The organism is Ruegeria halocynthiae, assembly GCF_900106805.1.
Lineage (GTDB): Bacteria > Pseudomonadota > Alphaproteobacteria > Rhodobacterales > Rhodobacteraceae > Ruegeria > Ruegeria halocynthiae.
The window spans coordinates 1-15,692 of record NZ_FNNP01000009.1 but is presented as its reverse complement, the minus strand read 5'-3'; the positions used below and the strand labels follow the sequence as shown (position 1 = coordinate 15,692).

Annotated in this window: 14 protein-coding genes; 8 read left to right on the top strand and 6 right to left on the bottom strand. The window is 53.1% G+C overall.

Features of this window, described 5'->3' with window-relative positions:
• Window positions 1-36: 36 nt before the first annotated feature.
• The 5 genes from amaB to BLU89_RS17230 form a co-directional block, all read right to left on the bottom strand.
• Window positions 37-1,548, bottom strand: coding sequence for an L-piperidine-6-carboxylate dehydrogenase (amaB, locus tag BLU89_RS17250; protein WP_074738336.1), 1,512 nt, complete (start codon window positions 1,546-1,548; stop codon window positions 37-39).
• 3 nt (window positions 1,549-1,551) lie between these two features.
• Complete coding sequence (locus BLU89_RS17245) at window positions 1,552-2,658, bottom strand: saccharopine dehydrogenase family protein (RefSeq protein ID WP_074738334.1); 1,107 nt, start codon at window positions 2,656-2,658, stop codon at window positions 1,552-1,554.
• A 180-nt stretch (window positions 2,659-2,838) separates the two neighbouring features.
• On the bottom strand, window positions 2,839-3,129 hold the full coding sequence (locus tag BLU89_RS17240; RefSeq protein ID WP_074738332.1) for a hypothetical protein: 291 nt from the start codon (window positions 3,127-3,129) through the stop codon (window positions 2,839-2,841).
• Window positions 3,130-3,194: 65 nt separating this feature from the next.
• Window positions 3,195-3,872, bottom strand: a complete 678-nt coding sequence (locus BLU89_RS17235; RefSeq protein ID WP_074738330.1) for an imm11 family protein — start codon at window positions 3,870-3,872, stop codon at window positions 3,195-3,197.
• 85 nt (window positions 3,873-3,957) lie between these two features.
• On the bottom strand, window positions 3,958-4,383 hold the full coding sequence (locus BLU89_RS17230; RefSeq protein ID WP_281241188.1) for a toxin-activating lysine-acyltransferase: 426 nt from the start codon (window positions 4,381-4,383) through the stop codon (window positions 3,958-3,960).
• Between the two features lie 506 nt (window positions 4,384-4,889).
• Here BLU89_RS17230 and BLU89_RS17225 point away from each other — a divergent pair.
• The 4 genes from BLU89_RS17225 to BLU89_RS17205 all read left to right on the top strand — a co-directional run bounded on the left by BLU89_RS17225 (window position 4,890) and on the right by BLU89_RS17205 (window position 10,276).
• Window positions 4,890-6,812, top strand: coding sequence for a DUF3604 domain-containing protein (locus BLU89_RS17225; protein ID WP_074738328.1), 1,923 nt, complete (start codon window positions 4,890-4,892; stop codon window positions 6,810-6,812).
• A 159-nt stretch (window positions 6,813-6,971) separates the two neighbouring features.
• On the top strand, window positions 6,972-7,802 hold the full coding sequence (locus tag BLU89_RS17220; protein ID WP_074738326.1) for a peptidyl-prolyl cis-trans isomerase: 831 nt from the start codon (window positions 6,972-6,974) through the stop codon (window positions 7,800-7,802).
• Window positions 7,799-8,788 (top strand): HupE/UreJ family protein, encoded by a 990-nt coding sequence (locus tag BLU89_RS17215; protein ID WP_074738324.1) that lies wholly within the window; start codon window positions 7,799-7,801, stop codon window positions 8,786-8,788. The genes BLU89_RS17220 and BLU89_RS17215 overlap by 4 nt, the downstream gene beginning before the upstream one ends.
• Before the next feature lie 1,299 nt (window positions 8,789-10,087).
• Window positions 10,088-10,276 carry a hypothetical protein gene (locus BLU89_RS17205; RefSeq protein WP_074738322.1) on the top strand — a complete coding sequence of 63 codons (189 nt, stop codon included), beginning with the start codon at window positions 10,088-10,090 and terminating at the stop codon, window positions 10,274-10,276.
• Between the two features lie 267 nt (window positions 10,277-10,543).
• On the opposite strand, the gene BLU89_RS21355 is transcribed toward BLU89_RS17205, so the two are convergent.
• A complete protein-coding gene (locus BLU89_RS21355; RefSeq protein ID WP_143030602.1) occupies window positions 10,544-11,107 on the bottom strand; it encodes a hypothetical protein in 564 nt (187 codons plus the stop codon).
• A gap of 31 nt (window positions 11,108-11,138) precedes the next feature.
• On the opposite strand from BLU89_RS21355, the gene BLU89_RS21350 reads away from it, so the two are divergent.
• From BLU89_RS21350 to BLU89_RS17185, 4 genes are all read left to right on the top strand, one after another.
• On the top strand, window positions 11,139-11,717 hold the full coding sequence (locus BLU89_RS21350; RefSeq protein WP_143030601.1) for a hypothetical protein: 579 nt from the start codon (window positions 11,139-11,141) through the stop codon (window positions 11,715-11,717).
• 108 nt (window positions 11,718-11,825) lie between these two features.
• The gene (locus tag BLU89_RS21590) at window positions 11,826-12,437 is read left to right on the top strand and encodes a PepSY domain-containing protein (RefSeq protein ID WP_176797720.1); all 612 of its coding nucleotides are present in this window, start codon (window positions 11,826-11,828) and stop codon (window positions 12,435-12,437) included.
• A 38-nt stretch (window positions 12,438-12,475) separates the two neighbouring features.
• Window positions 12,476-13,135 (top strand): response regulator transcription factor, encoded by a 660-nt coding sequence (locus BLU89_RS17190; RefSeq protein ID WP_074738318.1) that lies wholly within the window; start codon window positions 12,476-12,478, stop codon window positions 13,133-13,135.
• Window positions 13,135-14,463, top strand: coding sequence for a sensor histidine kinase (locus tag BLU89_RS17185; protein WP_074738316.1), 1,329 nt, complete (start codon window positions 13,135-13,137; stop codon window positions 14,461-14,463). Before BLU89_RS17190 ends, BLU89_RS17185 begins: the two co-directional genes overlap by 1 nt.
• Window positions 14,464-15,692 lie beyond the last annotated feature (1,229 nt).

Genomic DNA, 15,692 nt, shown 5'->3' with positions numbered 1-15,692 from the left:
AACCCGGCGACGCGAAACGTCACCGGGTCTGGGTGGTCAGATGTCGAACTTGACGCCCTGTGCCAATGGCAGTTCAGCCGAATAGTTCACCGTATTGGTCTGGCGGCGCATATAAGCCTTCCACGCGTCCGAGCCACTTTCGCGCCCGCCCCCGGTTTCCTTCTCACCGCCGAACGCACCGCCGATCTCGGCACCCGAGGGGCCAATGTTGACGTTGGCAATGCCGCAATCGGATCCGGCGGCGGTCAGGAACTGCTCGGCTTCGCGCATGTTCAGAGTGAATACACACGAGGACAGACCCTGCGGCACATCGTTCTGGATCTCGATTGCCTCAGCAAAATCGTCATAACCCATGACATACAAGATCGGAGCAAAGGTTTCGGTCTTAACGGTCGCTGTCTGGCCGGGCATCTCGACAATTGCGGGCTCCATATATACGCCGCCCGGCACGCCTTTGGTTACACGATTGCCACCGAACACGGTGCCGCCTTCGGCTTCAGCGGCCCTGAGCGCTGCGGCCATCGCATTGCCAGATGCCTCATCGACCAGCGGCCCAACCAGAGTGTCCTCGGCCAGCGGATCACCAATTGGTAGGCCGGAATAGGCTTTCTTGAGGCGCGCAACCAGTTCAGCTTGGATCGAATTATGCACAATCAGACGGCGCAGCGTGGTGCACCGTTGACCTGCTGTCCCAACGGCCGAGAACACAATTGCCCGCACCGCCATTTCCAAATCCGCTGAAGGGCCAATAATCATCGCATTATTGCCACCCAATTCCAGAATGCATTTACCGAAACGCTGTGCCACGACCGGTGCAACGGCGCGGCCCATTCTTGTAGAACCCGTGGCCGAGACCACTGGCACGTCTTCGCTGGCGACCAAAGCCTCACCCAGCGCAGTCCCACCAATCAGTGTCTGCAGCAAATCATCAGGCGCATCCCCAAACCGGGCCAGGGCGCGCTCGAAGATCTTTTGGCACGCCATCGCGGTCAGAGGGGTCTTCTCGGATGGTTTCCAGATCACCGGATCACCGCACACCAGTGCCAATGCGGTATTCCACGACCACACGGCCACCGGGAAATTAAAGGCCGTAATCACCCCCACCGGCCCAGCAGGATGCCATGTCTCCATCATCCTGTGCCCCGGTCGCTCGGAGGCTATCGTCAGACCATAAAGCTGACGCGATAGGCCCACCGCAAAGTCGCAGATATCGATCATCTCCTGCACTTCGCCCAGACCTTCCGAGGTGATTTTGCCGGCCTCCCAACTGACCAGTGCACCCAGATCATCTTTGGCAGCGCGCAGTTCCTCACCCAGCAGGCGGATCAGTTCGCCGCGATGCGGCGCAGGCACGACGCGCCAGGCTTTGAACGCCGCCTTCGAACGTGCAAAGATGGCCTCCATCTCGGACACGGGCGTCTCATGCACCTCGGCCAGTAGTCCTCCATCGATCGGCGAGGTCACCCGCAATGTTCCACCAGTCAGCTCAGCTGCACTCAGGTTCAAATTTGCAAATGTCGATTCAGCAGTCATCGCAACGTCTTTCATATCTCAGGCCGCCTTGTTCTGTTCGGTGACATCGCCAGCACGATAGAGCTGGCCAAATTCGGTGTTCAGGAAATCAGCAAGCTTCACCTGCTCTTGCCTGACAAAGCCTCTCGAAGGCAAAACACCCGTCCGCATCAGATCGACAACACCCAGCACACCGGCTGCGGTGGTGATCTGAATCGCGCTCCATACCTGCCCATCGATGGTGCGGGCAAAGGATTTGTTGATCAGGGATTTCTCGCGCAGCGTACCATCAACTATGCCCTTAGCGGTACAGTAGACCAATACAACATCCTGATCGGTGCGCGGCAATGCGGTCTCAAAAATCTCTTTCAGCAGATCCCGCCGTTGTCCGAGTCCAAGATCATTCAGCAGCAGGCGCAGAATATCCCGGTGGCCTGGATATCGGATCGAACGATACGATACCGCCCGCACCTTGCCATCAAGCGTTTCGGGCAGTGTGCCTAGCCCTCCCGATGTGTTGAAGCATTCGTACTCAACACCATCATGTCCGATCAGTTCATAATCTTCGAGCGGCGCAGTCTTCACCCGCTCGCCATTCACGATGGCATCGCACGGGTTACAATATTCATTGATCAACCCATCCGTTGACCAGGTCAGATTGTATTTCAATGCGTTGGTCGGATAGAGCGGCAGCGCCCCCACCCGCATATGCAGGCTGTCGATATCATCGAATTCCGCAGCCAATGCCGCGCCTGCGATCCCGACAAATCCGGGCGCCAAACCACATTGCGGCATGAACGCTGTTTCGCTGTTCTGCGCCAGTTCGCGTACGGCGTTGGTTGCGGCGACATCCTCGGTCAGGTCAAAGTAATGCGCCCCGGCAGCTTTGGCCGCGTTCGCAATCGCCGGTGTCAGAAAGAAAGGAGCGGCGGAGATCACCGCGTCGAACCCTGCAAGACCCCGTTCCAGATCCTCGCTGTCGCGGGCATCAATCTGTCGGGTAGAGATCCCGCGTTTCTTAAACGCAGATAGCGCCGCAAGGTCATGATCGGCAACCGTAACCGAATAATGAGCCGAGGTTTTTAGCAAGGCAGCGATCATCTGACCAATCTTCCCTGCACCGACTACGCAGATATTCCAACTCAATGCTGGCCTCCATACTTTATTTCTTTGAAGTATGGCGAACGGTCTGTCCTGAGCGCAGGCACCTTATTGACGAAATCACCCATTGCTATGACGTTTTGACAAGATCGCCGTCCTTTTGTCGCCGCAATGGTTGGGAAGCTAATTCTCGGCAGAACATACTTAGCCTCGCGAGTTGCGAGGCTAAGTGGCTATTGCGGGAGTAGGATTTGAGCGGTCCACTTCATCAGGAAAGTCTGTTTTGAAGTCCCTCAACAAGTCCTTCAAGGTATCGTTGAGCCAGACGTGACTTTTGTCGTGAACGAGCTTGTTTAACTGCAATGCCACCGCCGGGCTGTCACCTGTTACAACGAAATTGTAAGCGCCATTGACCGAATATCCAGGAAGATATTTTGCAAACAAATCACCCGTTTCTGACCCCGCTTTCAGAATTTCGCGTGGAACCAGATCGTGCCCCTGAAGTGAAGTTGTCATCTCAAATCTCTTTCAACGAAAAAACGGCGGTGCGTTTGTTCAAGCCAGTCTGGTTGATGCGGCTTTCACACTTCCTTCAACTGATAAAATGGTGGCGTTTTCAAACCCGCCTCGTCAATGGCAGCCTTCAGCCTGTCCGACACATAGAAACTGAACCCTGAAATGCCGGTCTCGGGCGTGACAAGACCCCGCCAGATATGATGATCCCCGACCACATTGCGCGACAAAGCAATTCCATGTGCATGGTTTTCCTTGGGGCGCATCATTTTTATTATCCGGCCGGATTTTTTCCAACAACTGGGATCGCTTTTCTCTTTGTCGAATGGATCAAGCTGACTCAGGACCCGGAGCATAAAGTACTCCGTGGGATAAGCCTCTCCCGAAGGCAGGATAACCTCAATGGGCCAGACCTGATGACGTCCGGGATCCAACGCCTCGGTAAGCTTGAGAAGTGGTGCCGAAACCGCGATCGCATATCCAAGATCAATAATATCCCCGAGCGATTTATATGGCTTCGCAAGAGAATACCGCTTAGGCAACAGATCCTCAGCAATAGGCTCAATACCGCGATGCATGTTCCGAATCAGGTCACTCCTGAATTGAGTGAAGAACTCCTGCCCGGCCTCTCCCTTGGCAGATAGTTCCTGAAAGCGCGCTTCCAGATAGTCGTCATAAAAGCCAAGAAACTCGCCATCTGGGAAGAACTTTCCGTAGGTTGATGGTGTACCAAATCCGTAGGCCATGCTGCGTCTCCACAATCGTCTTTTCTATTCAGGTTCAACTGACAAAAGGCATTGCTTTCATCCACGCCGGATCCCAGTCATCCTCTCAGTGAGCTGCTCCCTGCGACGCGCCTATCTTTTTTAGCGTTTCCTTATCCACTAAGCGCCCGATCACAGGATGCAACCGCAAGTCCCCATTCTTCGCAACTTGTTTGAAATTCGCCAACACGCGCATTGTCGTCTTCTGATCAGGCTCAATCACATCCAAAAGCCAATTGAACTCACCGCTGACCCAATCCTCAGGCTTCAAACGCAACGGCCAGACACCGACCTTGATCTGCTCGCGGATTTTCTTATCCACCTGTTCCGACACACTCGCCCATATGGCCATGCCAGCGACGTCATTAGCTCGATCCTCATTGGCTTCATAAGCCATCGCAATCCGATCCCGGATCAGTGGATCCAACACCAGATGCTGCAGATCAGCAATGGATTGATGCCGATAGCGAGGTAGAACCATAAATGCCATCACCACCTTGCCAAAGCTCTACGTTACGTAGGACGCCTACGTATACGACGCGCTACCTAGGGATTTTCTCCCTACCCGGGGTATACTCGGGGCCGGGTATACCCCGGGTAGGAAAAACTACAGCCCAAGCCGATATCTCGAATGACGGTTCTGAGCCTAAAATGATCCATGCTGCGATAGCCAAGAAGGTCATCTAAGCGCAGCTTTGCCGACTTTGCAAAAGTGCATACATGGCTCACGATGGACATTCACCAACTCAAACAATGCTGAGTCGCAATTTCTCCAAAGCTTCCGTTCTCGATGTTGTGCCCAACAATCGAGGCTATGACTTATCGGGTCATTGTAAGACCAGCTTCGTCAGCCAAACTCCTACTTGCACCAGCGTGACAAAGCCGAGATCTGAATAGTCCCGCAAATAGAAAATTGATGTTATATAGAGAAATAGGAATATTAATTCTTGAGATGTAAGCCATCGGCAGCACCGGGCGATCTTGAATTGGGAGGTCAATATGCTTCGAACTTTTGTTTATTCTATCTCACTGGGGCTGGCATCATCGACTGTCTTTGCCGACGCTGTTCCCAGCGAAGAAGCGGCGGCGGGCTTATTTCCAGATCAACCGTATTCTCCATATGCCGAGCGCACTTTCCCTGAGCGCCCGCTGTGGGGGGACTCGCATCTTCACACCGGGCTTTCGCTGGACGCGGGTGCTTTCGGGAACACTCTGCTACCTGACGAAGCTTGGCGCTTTGCAAAAGGTGAACAGGTCATTTCATCCACGGGACAACCGGTAAGACTTGCGCGGCCTCTGGATTGGATGGTTCTCACGGACCACACTGACCTAATGGGATTTGCCCCGGATCTTCAGGTTGGCAAGCCGGGCATTCTTGCTGATCCAAAAGGTTTGGAATGGTATACGGGTTACAAAGCAGGCGGCGAAGAGGCCGGAAAAGCGGCATTCGATATCATTACCAACTTCTCGCAAATGACCCTGCCGGAAATCCTTTTGGAGTCTTACAGTCCGGGTGCCGACGCTTTTGCTTTTACATGGGAGCAAATCGTTCTGGCCGCAGAAGAACATAACGACCCCGGCAATTTCACCGCGTTCATCGGGTTCGAGTGGACCTCTGTACCCAAGGGTTTCAATCTGCATCGAAACGTTATGCTGCGTGATGGACCGATCAGGGCGCTTCAGATGGTGCCTCCGGTCACGCAACCACCCTTTGGCGATACCGACCCAAAGGCGCTCTATGCATGGCTGGAAGACTATCAAGAAAAAACGGGCGGTCGGGCGGTAGCTTTTGCCCATAACGGCAACCTTTCGAACGGATGGATGTTCCCAACCGAAGACACCTATCACGGTGGCAAGGTAGACGAGGAATATGTGGCCGCGCGCGCGAAATGGGAGCCCCATTACGAAGTCACTCAGATCAAAGGCGACGGCGAAGCGCACCCCTTCCTGAGCCCCGGTGATGAATTCGCGGATTACGAAAACTGGGACGTCGGCAATCTCGATATAACCGAGCTGAAAACAGATGACATGCTGGCTGGCGAATACGCCCGAGAAGCTTTGAAGCGCGGTTTGTTGTTGGAAGAAAAGTTCGGCGTTAACCCATATAAGTTCGGAATGGGCGGTGCGACCGATAGCCATACGTCTCTGGCAACCGCCGAAGAGGACAACTTCTTTGGAAAATCCGTCAGTGTTGAACCTTCAGCCACGAGGATAAAGCATCCTTTCATCGCCAATGACCTTGGCGAAATTCCCGGCGATCTTCTTGTCGCGTCGGGATACACGGCAGTTTGGGCAACCGATAACACACGCGCTGCAATCTTCGATGCGTTCAAGCGACGCGAAACCTATGCAACCACCGGACCTCGGATCGGCCTGCGGTTCTTTGGCGGTTGGGATTTCAGTGACGCGGATGTTGAAACTCGCTTCCTTGCTGATGTGGGCTACACCAAAGGTGTTCCAATGGGTTCGGATCTGCGACCTCGCGAAGGTGAAGGTGCGCCCGCATTCCTGATCGCTGCACTACGCGACCCGGTTGGTGCCAATCTAGATCGCGTGCAGGTGGTAAAGGGATGGCTGGATTCTGAAGGTGCCTTGCAGGAAAAGGTTTACGATGTGGCGTGGTCGGACAACCGTGCTGCTGACCAAAACGGCAAGATTCCTGCGGTTGGAAACACAGTAGATGTTGAAACCGCCAGTTGGACCAACACAATTGGAACTGCCGAACTTGTAACCGTTTGGTCTGATCCTGAATTCGATCCAGATGCACGCGCATTTTATTACGTACGTGCGATCGAAATTCCAACACCGCGTTGGATTCTTTACGATAAACTGAGATTTGGCGCCGAATTGCCCGAAGACGCGGTGCTCACACATCAGGAACGCGCGTACTCTTCCCCGATTTGGTACACACCGGCAGAGTAACACTGCCGATCACGGCGTTGGCAACCGAGGTAGAAGCCTTACCTCGGCACATTCACCTGACGATTGATTTGTGCGTCGCGTTGGTTTTCTTGCAATGCTCAATCGACTGATGTCAGCATCGATACGTAAAACCGGAGCGCGTTTCATGCAGGAGCCTTCATGCGAATATTGAAAGAACCCCTGTTCCATTTCTTCCTGATTGGAGCAGCTATTTTCATTTGGTTCCAAATCGTTGCGCCAAATAATGAGACTGTCGAAGATTTCGGGACGATAACAATCGACGAAAACGATATCGCGCTTTTGTCTGATCAGTTTGAAGCACGGTGGAAACGGCGCCCAAACGATGCCGAGCTGCAAGCTTTGGCCGATGCAACAATTCGGGAAGAGGTTCTGGTCAGAGAAGCAAGAAAGCTTGGCCTTGATCGCGGAGACTCCGTGATCCGGTCTCGTCTCAGTCAAAAAATGGATTTTCTGACCGAAGCGATCGCCACGTCTGTTGTTCCGGAAGACGAAGATTTAGAAGCCTTTTTGCAAAACAACTCGGAGCGCTATGCGACGCCCTACAAGCTGGCCTTCATTCAGGTCTTTATTGGTGAGGAGCCAAGCAAAGCTGAAGTTGAGAGGGTATTGGCCTCCCTGCGTGCCGGGGATGAGGTTTCCGACCTGGGCGGCTCGACACTGCTGCCTGCATCTATGCCTTTGACCGCGACCAGAGTGATAGACTCGGTCTTTGGATCAGGCTTTTCCAAGGGTCTTACAACATTGGATAAAGGTCAGTGGGCCGGCCCGATCCAGTCTGGTTACGGGGTCCATCTGGTTCAGATACAGGCCATCGAACCTAGTCAAATACCGCCATTGTCAGAAATTTACGATGCCGTGCTGCGAGATTGGCGTCGCACGATGAGTGAAGATTTGGCGCAAGTGCAATATGAAATCCTTGCTGACAACTATGAGATCAATGTGCCCGATCTCTTGGGTCAAACCAAATGAAAGCTGCATTTGGCCTACTGTTCGCGTTGCTGATTGCGTGGGTCGCGGGAAATGCCTCGGCGCATGCGCTTGATCCGGGATACTTGGAAATTCGCCAAATCACATCGAACACCTGGAGCGTTCATTGGCGGAAACCCGATGTGAATGGTCAACCGATGGCAATTGATGTGATGGCGCCGGATGGTTGCACCCCGACGCGCGGCCCTACCCCGATCTCCGATGGCAGAGCATGGATGTCTTCCTGGGTTGTCGAGTGCAGCGCAGATATTGCGGGTCTACCCATCAAGATTGAAGGTCTGGAGGTTCAAAAGAACGACGTATTGGTCCGTGTACAGTCCCTGCAGGCTGAGCCCACGACGCTTCGGTTCACACCAGAGACAGCCGTTCAGAACATACCTTCTGAACAGACCACATGGTCTGTTTTCACCGCGTATTTCCAGTTGGGTTTTGAACACATACTGGAAGGTTGGGATCATCTACTGTTTGTCTTCGCGTTGTTTATTCTGGTCCGTGATCCGTGGAGGCTGGTGGGCGCAGTCACAGCATTTACCCTGGCCCATTCAATAACACTGGCACTGGCCACACTGGGATTTCTGAATGTCCCTGGTCCGCCGGTCGAGGCCATCATTGCGCTTTCTATCGTTTTTCTGGCGATGGAGATTGTTAAGGGCGGCGATGGGCGTTTCCGGCTTTCGAAACAGAAACCTTGGATAGTTTGTTTCGGGTTTGGGCTTTTACATGGCCTTGGTTTTGCAGGCGCTTTGGCAGATATCGGACTACCCTCAAACGATATTCCAGCGGCCTTGCTTGCCTTCAACCTAGGCGTCGAGGCCGGCCAGTTGAGTTTTGTCGCAGCATTGGCGCTTCTTGTCGCGATCTGGCGATTGATGGCACGTCCAGTTAGCCAAAGGGCGACTGTGATTACTGCCTATGGCATCGGGTCGCTATCGATGTACTGGCTCATAGAACGCATAAGTGGGTTCTGAAGCGCTTTGCCTCGGTGTCGTTTGAGGTGGTAGACCGGCTCAAAGGGCAACTCGATTGCAAAGCACGCAATTCGACAGGGTGCAACCGCGCAGAATGCGCCTGCGCACAAAAGCCCACTTCGTCGCATGACCAACGTTTGATTGCCTGGCCAACCATAGTTGCTTCCTGTCCAATCTGCGGATCGGGCATGTCCGCGTTTGGTTGCGAGCGGTCATTGAAACCAAACAGGTGAAGGGCAGATTTGTCCACATCGCAATCTTCTTTTGCACCGGCGGACTGTAGAGCGTTGATTGCTTGGTCGAACCACAATTGAGGTATGCGTGATCACTGAGCAAAGGCGGCGGGCGTTCAACTTCTGGCGGGAGGCCGACGTCCGTCCTAAGGTAATCCGGCAACTCCTTTGGCCCACGTTGGACGAGCCGCTCTCCGCCGGGTCGATGGGCCAGAATAGAGATTAGCCGCAGCAGGAGGCCACGTGACCGCCATGGCGTCGCTGCGATGCCTCAAGTCGGCTATGATCCCATACTTTTGACCGCCGCAATCCATCCGAATGGCCGCAAACAGAGCTTCAAGTCAGTAAACGATAACATCTCTCAATTCAGAATATCGGCGATTGCCCCTATCAAGTTCAGCACTTCATGCGGTTCACAGTTTAATTCGTAAACGTAGTCTCCGGCTCGCACGTAATATCCATTGCGCCGTAATCCCCAACGGCTGGGATCATCTATGCGGACATACCCATCATAGAGGTAGTCGCCACGTCGATATTTCTTAACCTACCCAGGCGATACACAGGGTACGGCCTTTTTGGCCAAGCCTGGCGGACAATGTCCGAATTTGGATTTCACATGAATCGGCGCAGTAGCGTCAATTCCACTAACTTGCTCTATTCTGGCTCCACAAGCTGTGATTTGCGCTTGCAGTTGGCGCGCCTTGTACAGTCAAGGCCAACGCCAAAACTCCAACAGTGTTTGTCATTTCCGGCGCCTTCTTTACCTAGATATGATCTTGAGCGGGTCTGGGCGAGTTCATCAGCGAAGTGTCGCTTTCCAATGCGGTAGATCGCTCGTGAACTGAAACCGTGTGCTGAGAGTGTCATCACCTAACCCAACTAAAGCACCAATACAGCATGCTCTTCGTCCACATCGTCGCCCATTTACTCTTTTGTCTTTATTTCGCGAACAACATTAACAGAACATGAACAATGTATTCTCAGAGTGTTCAAACAAACTGAGGCATAATGATAGGGTTGGATCGAACGAGTGGTATGTCGTTTGATCACTGACAAGGGGAAAAGCATGATAAAGCCTGCCTTTGTGACTGAAGAGTCCAGCACATCAGCTGTGATGCAAACCTCCGGCAAAATTGCTGTGGAACGTTTGTCAACCACGACCAAATCGAGCAGCAGTCGCTTCCCTCCTATCGAAAATGCACTAACAGAGATCGTCAACAACAAGCGACTTTTTGAGGCACAAAAAAACGTCTGAAGGCAGTTCAGCAGACCCCCAAACAATTCCCGATATTCGTCCTAAATTTCGGAATTGAAAACTGAATCCCGCTCCTGCTTGGGGCGGGATTTCTTTTTTGTGCACCATCATGAACAAAGGCGTTACCTATGATACATTGCCTTACCCGAAAAGATGCGGGCCAGCCGCTTCCCATCCCTGTGAAGCATTTGACTGGCCCGGCTTTCAGTACTTCCGTGAGTGGTCAGCACTGGGGATTAATCGGTCTGAAGAATTTTGGATCTGCAGTTACAAACCCAGAAGTGATTTGACTTCCTCTTCAACTGCGTCGGTGACGGGTTTGTTGGCAGCGGCTTCCAGTGCTTCGCGCTCGGTCAAATCCTGCTCTTCAACCAAATCAACAAGGTCCTGCACTTCTTCAGTCGCTTCTTCGTATTCGACGGCAGCCTGCCGTTCATCGTCCAGATCCTCTGCCTCTTCAACCGAATTGTCTAAATCCGCGCGTGCTTCTTCCAGTTGTTCTTCGATCTCAGGGTCCGTTCCACCGGCGTCTTCCAACTCCTGTTCAAGCTCGTCGACGCGTTCCTGATTGGTCTGTACATCATCCAATGCGGTTTGCAGGTCTTCCTCGATCTCGGGGACCGTCCGCTCGGGTGGCTCCAATCCAGTGAGTTCTTCCAATTGTTCCGCAAGTTCTGCACGCAATGGCTCTCCGGCCAAAACGGTATCACGATAGTTGCCAATTCGACCAACACGAGAATTTGGCGACGCATTGGCCAAAGCGGTAGCGCTTGCATTTGCAGAGTTTAGAGCTCCTAACTCGGACGGGTGAGCACCAAGAAGTGCGGCCATCCTGTTGCCCTTTGTCCGAACGGCAGGGCGAATGGATTCCTCAACAATCACGGTTTTTGAGGGTTTCTTGTGTGTTCTTGGTTTTTGCTTGCCATCATTTGTTGTTGCACCCTTCTTCGAAGTCTTGGCTGCCCGGGTTTTGCCTTTTCCACTAAAGATGTCCTTCAAAGAAAAACGACCGCCTTTTCCTGAAGCAGAACGCGAAGATTTTGATTTCGAGTTTCCGGCTTTAGACTTTCCCGCTTTTCGCCCACCGCGGCTTTTGTCTGCGCCCTTTTTCCCGCCCTTATTGCCGGCAGAACTATTGTCACCACTGCTTCCCTTGGCACCTTTCCCGCCGCCGTTCCCCTTATCGCCGCCGTTTCCATTTCCTCCACCATTACCTTTGCCTCCGCCATTCCCCTTACCTTCCTTGGCAAAGGCAACGTCCGGAGCAGCGATGGTGGCGACAATGGCTGCTGATCCCAGCAACGCGATTACCACGGTAGATGCTTTTAGCAGACTCAAACTGGTAGTTTTCATGTCAACCTCTTCGGTGGAATTCAGCGGGCATCAGTTTTTTGAACCAACTCGCTGTGTTCAATCGTTTCAATTCGCACGAATCTCTTAGGCGTGTTGCCATTTAACTTGAGGGCGCTTGAACGCAGGGCTAACTGATTGTTCATCATCGGTTCATGTCGAGCCGCGTAACCTCCAGCCGGGAAATACGAGGCTTTACATGCGTGCGAAGATGATCTTGGTGGTTGCAAGCTTGCTTGTTGCGTTGCCTATTGGGGAAGCAGCCGCGCAGACTCGTGAGCTCAAGCAAGGTGAACTACGCAAGGCGACCCTGTCTGGTGGCACAATTCGTCTCAAACGGGTTATCAAGGGTGTCGAGAAAAACTATGGGGGAACCCCGGTCGATGCGCGCGCGTTTCAGGCTGATCAGATTTACTATCGCATTCTTGTTAAAAAACCTGATGGAAAAATTGTCAGTGTAATTGTGAATGCACAGACGGGCACTGTCGTTTCCAATCGATCCAGTGTTGGTCGTCAAATATCGAAAGCTGCCCGTTCGAACCCCACAGCAGCCAATAACAATCGAAATGCCAACAGTAATCGTGGTGTCGCTGCGAGCCGTGGCAATAACGGAAACAACGGCAACGCAGGTGGAAATGGCAACGGCGGCGGAAATAGCGGTGGCAACGGCAATGGTAACGGCGGTGGAAATGGTGGTGGAAACGGCGGTGGTAATAGCGGTGGCAACGGCGGTGGGAATGGTGGCGGAAACAGCGGTGGAAATGGTGGCGGCAATTCTGGAGGGAACGGCAAAGGCAACGGTAAAAAATAGGGCTTAATCCAAAACCGTTGTGGCTGTAGTTTCTAAATATGAGAGTACTTCTGGCCGAAGACGAGCCGCAGCTATGCGAGCAAATTAAGAAACTTCTAAGTACAGAAGGTCGCGTGGTAGATGTGGCCAATAATGGAACGGACGCCCAACACCTGGGTGCGACTGAACCTTACGATATGATCATCCTCGACATTGGTTTGCCAGAACGCGACGGTATTTCCGTCCTGCGCGAATGGCGCAGTGCAGGCGTTAAGACGCCAGTATTGATCCTGACAGCCCGCGATGGGTGGAGCGAACGTGTAGATGGTCTTGATGCGGGCGCAGATGATTACATGACCAAACCCTTTCACATGCCGGAATTGGCCGCACGTGTCCGCGCCATCCTGCGCAGGCAGAGTGGCCAGTTAAATCCGGTGATCGAAATGGGTGAAGTCGCGCTCGATACGCGTAACGGGCGGGTCAGTGTGGGAGGAATCCCCGTTGATCTGACCGCACAGGAGATCGCTGTCCTAACATACCTTGCCCACAACATGGGACGCATGGTGTCGCGCACCGAGTTGTCAGAGCACATCTATGAATACGACGGTGACAGAGACTCGAACACCATCGCCGTTTTTGTCACCCGGCTGCGCAAGAAACTGGGCTCTGACCTCATTACAACGGTCAGGGGGCGCGGCTATATGATCGATACGGCCTGATGCTATCGCTGCGCCAACGCGCTTTGCTTGGTGGCCTCGCAACAGGTGCGCTTTCCGTCGGCGTCGGAACGTTGGTTGTATTTTCATACATCAACACCCGCGTCCTGGAGCAGTTCGACGAGACGCTGCGTGACAGGCACACGCAACTCGTTGTCGGATTGAGCGCGACCACTGACGACCCCGAGGCTCTGCGTGATCTCATGTTCGACCCAGCCTACAGAACGCCGTACTCAGGCAGGTATTGGCAAGTGACGGATGGCAGAGGAGCCACATTTACGTCTGCCTCACTCTTTGACGAAACAATTTCCGAACCTGCACGTGTGAGGGAAGAGGCAATCGTCTGGAACACCACTGGCCCGGATAATGAGGCGGTTCGCAGCGTCTATCAGAAAATCACGTTCGAAGACGGAACCGAATGGGGCGTAACGGTCGCAGAAAGCAGGCGAGAGCTGATCAGCGAACGCAGGACCGCACAGAACAACCTGCTTCCGGTTTTTGGTTTGGTCGGCTTGATCGGAGTTGTCGGTTCACTGTTGTTGATGTCAGCAATTATTGTCCCCCTCAGAAAACTGCGCGCAGATGTGGCGCATCGCTGGGACAAGGGAGATGATCTGATCCCGGAAGATTACCCAGAAGAGGTTTCGCCGCTTGTTGAGGATCTCAATCAATTGCTGCACAGAAACCGTGAAATTGTGTCTGGTTCCCGACGGCAAGCGGCTGATTTGGCACATGCGCTGAAAACGCCGACAACGATACTTAGAAACGAACTGGCCACTTTGTCGGACGCGGGTGTAGATACTGGATCTGTAGATGACGCATTGAATAGGATAGATGCCCAACTCAAGCGGTCTCTTGGGCGCATGCGTGCGTCAAATTCCGCTGAACTTACGCACTCGCGAACTGATCTTTCAAATTCGGTTGCCAGACTGTCCAGACTGTTTTCGGTCATGGCAGAGCGCGAGGGAAAATCGCTGACGACAGAATGCGAGGCTGGGCTTCAAGCCCGAATGGACACTCAGGACGTTGAAGAAGTGATTGGAAACCTCCTCGACAACGCGCTCAAGTGGTGTCGAACTACAGCACACATCGCTGCAAAACGCGTTGACGGCGGCATTGAGATTTGTATTGAGGATGACGGACCTGGAATTCCGGAAGACGCACGTGAAGGAGTGCTTCGATCCGGAGGTCGACTGGATACCTCTGTCAGCGGCACCGGTTTGGGTTTGGCCATCTGTATTGATCTGATGAACGCTTACGGCGGCAAACTGAAATTGGAGAAATCAGCGGATCTTGGCGGCTTGGCCTGCCGCATACTTATATCAAACTAAGAATGGCCGCATCTGGTTATAAATGGTCGTTGATAGCAAGCAATCGAAAGGTGGCTAAGTCCCGCGATCTGTGAGTTCGAGCTGCTTCAGATTTTGCACGCGCGGCGAATGTCGGCAATGTGGGCTGCAAACGCAGCATCTTGACCCATTGGCCAACGGCAGGAATGGGCCGTCCTCGAAGGTGGTCTTGGGATCTGACCGAGTAGATGCTGCGCCGCCTCCGAGTTCCAGAGAGAGCCCAGACTGTGAATTCGAGCTTCATGCTGTGTGCGTTCGCAGCGAGGAAATTTCCGCAACAGCGTCGGTTTTCTCATCGCATCGCAGCAGAATCTGGTGCCATTCTGAAACCGTGAATTCATACAACGCGGACAAAGTGACACTTGTTTGTTGCTGCGCCTAGTCGGTTTGAATGAAACTTGTGCGGATTGGAATTGAAGCAAAGTGATCTTCGGATTGAAACCTTGAGGGCAGATTGGGACTCGCCGTTCGCCTCACAGGCTATTTACCTGAGACTTACAGCTTCATTCGATACACTAAAATTGGCGATTCCATAGCCACCGTTCGGACAAAACGCCGCGAAAGCGGGTGCAAAGCCCAAAGCAGCCGATACAAGGGTGTAAAAAATTGATCCCCAGGCTTGAAAACTCCAAAAGCGACGTAGTGATGCTCTTCGAGAGTCTGAAAGGCCATCGCTTGAGTTAAATGGACCAAAAATAAAATCGGCGGCAGCCTTGGCAGGCAGCCGCCGATATGCGTGCTGTAGGATTAAACAGAGGGTTCCGTTACCTCATCCATGCCGACGTTGAAGTAACCTGCGATTGAAAATCGCGGGTGTCCAACCGGGCGACAATATCACCTTTTTTTACAAACCCTGCGGCGCGGATCGGTAAGAACTCGATGTAACCTCCGACACGGAATGAAACATCCACCTCTTTGGAAGGCAGCACGATGGCTGGGTAAGTGTATGATCTCGCCGCGCCATTTTTTTCGACGACGGCCACCTTAACCGGCTTTGCAACTGGCGACCCTACAGACGGTGACTGCGGGTAGGTTTTCTTTTGGGGAGAGATTCGGGGTCACTGAAAGTTCTATTGTTTGCGGTGTAGCGTAGCACCGTTGTAGCACCGGGTGCTATGGCCCGAATGCAAAAAGCCTCGCGTTATGCGAGGCTAAGTGTTTTATATCTGGCCGATAATTTTGGTTGCGGGAGTAGGATTTGAACCTACGAC

Excerpts from the sequence above, each read along its gene's own strand:
- amaB (WP_074738336.1), bottom strand. The coding sequence starts at position 1,548 with ATGAAAGACGTTGCGATGACTGCTGAATCGACATTTGCAAATTTGAAC.
- BLU89_RS17240 (WP_074738332.1), bottom strand. The coding sequence starts at position 3,129 with ATGACAACTTCACTTCAGGGGCACGATCTGGTTCCACGCGAAATTCTG.
- BLU89_RS17235 (WP_074738330.1), bottom strand. The coding sequence starts at position 3,872 with ATGGCCTACGGATTTGGTACACCATCAACCTACGGAAAGTTCTTCCCA.
- BLU89_RS17225 (WP_074738328.1), top strand. The coding sequence starts at position 4,890 with ATGCTTCGAACTTTTGTTTATTCTATCTCACTGGGGCTGGCATCATCG.
- BLU89_RS17220 (WP_074738326.1), top strand. The coding sequence starts at position 6,972 with ATGCGAATATTGAAAGAACCCCTGTTCCATTTCTTCCTGATTGGAGCA.
- BLU89_RS17215 (WP_074738324.1), top strand. The coding sequence starts at position 7,799 with ATGAAAGCTGCATTTGGCCTACTGTTCGCGTTGCTGATTGCGTGGGTC.
- BLU89_RS17205 (WP_074738322.1), top strand. The coding sequence starts at position 10,088 with ATGATAAAGCCTGCCTTTGTGACTGAAGAGTCCAGCACATCAGCTGTG.
- BLU89_RS21355 (WP_143030602.1), bottom strand. The coding sequence starts at position 11,107 with ATGGCCGCACTTCTTGGTGCTCACCCGTCCGAGTTAGGAGCTCTAAAC.
- BLU89_RS21350 (WP_143030601.1), top strand. The coding sequence starts at position 11,139 with ATGGATTCCTCAACAATCACGGTTTTTGAGGGTTTCTTGTGTGTTCTT.
- BLU89_RS21590 (WP_176797720.1), top strand. The coding sequence starts at position 11,826 with ATGCGTGCGAAGATGATCTTGGTGGTTGCAAGCTTGCTTGTTGCGTTG.
- BLU89_RS17190 (WP_074738318.1), top strand. The coding sequence starts at position 12,476 with ATGAGAGTACTTCTGGCCGAAGACGAGCCGCAGCTATGCGAGCAAATT.
- BLU89_RS17185 (WP_074738316.1), top strand. The coding sequence starts at position 13,135 with ATGCTATCGCTGCGCCAACGCGCTTTGCTTGGTGGCCTCGCAACAGGT.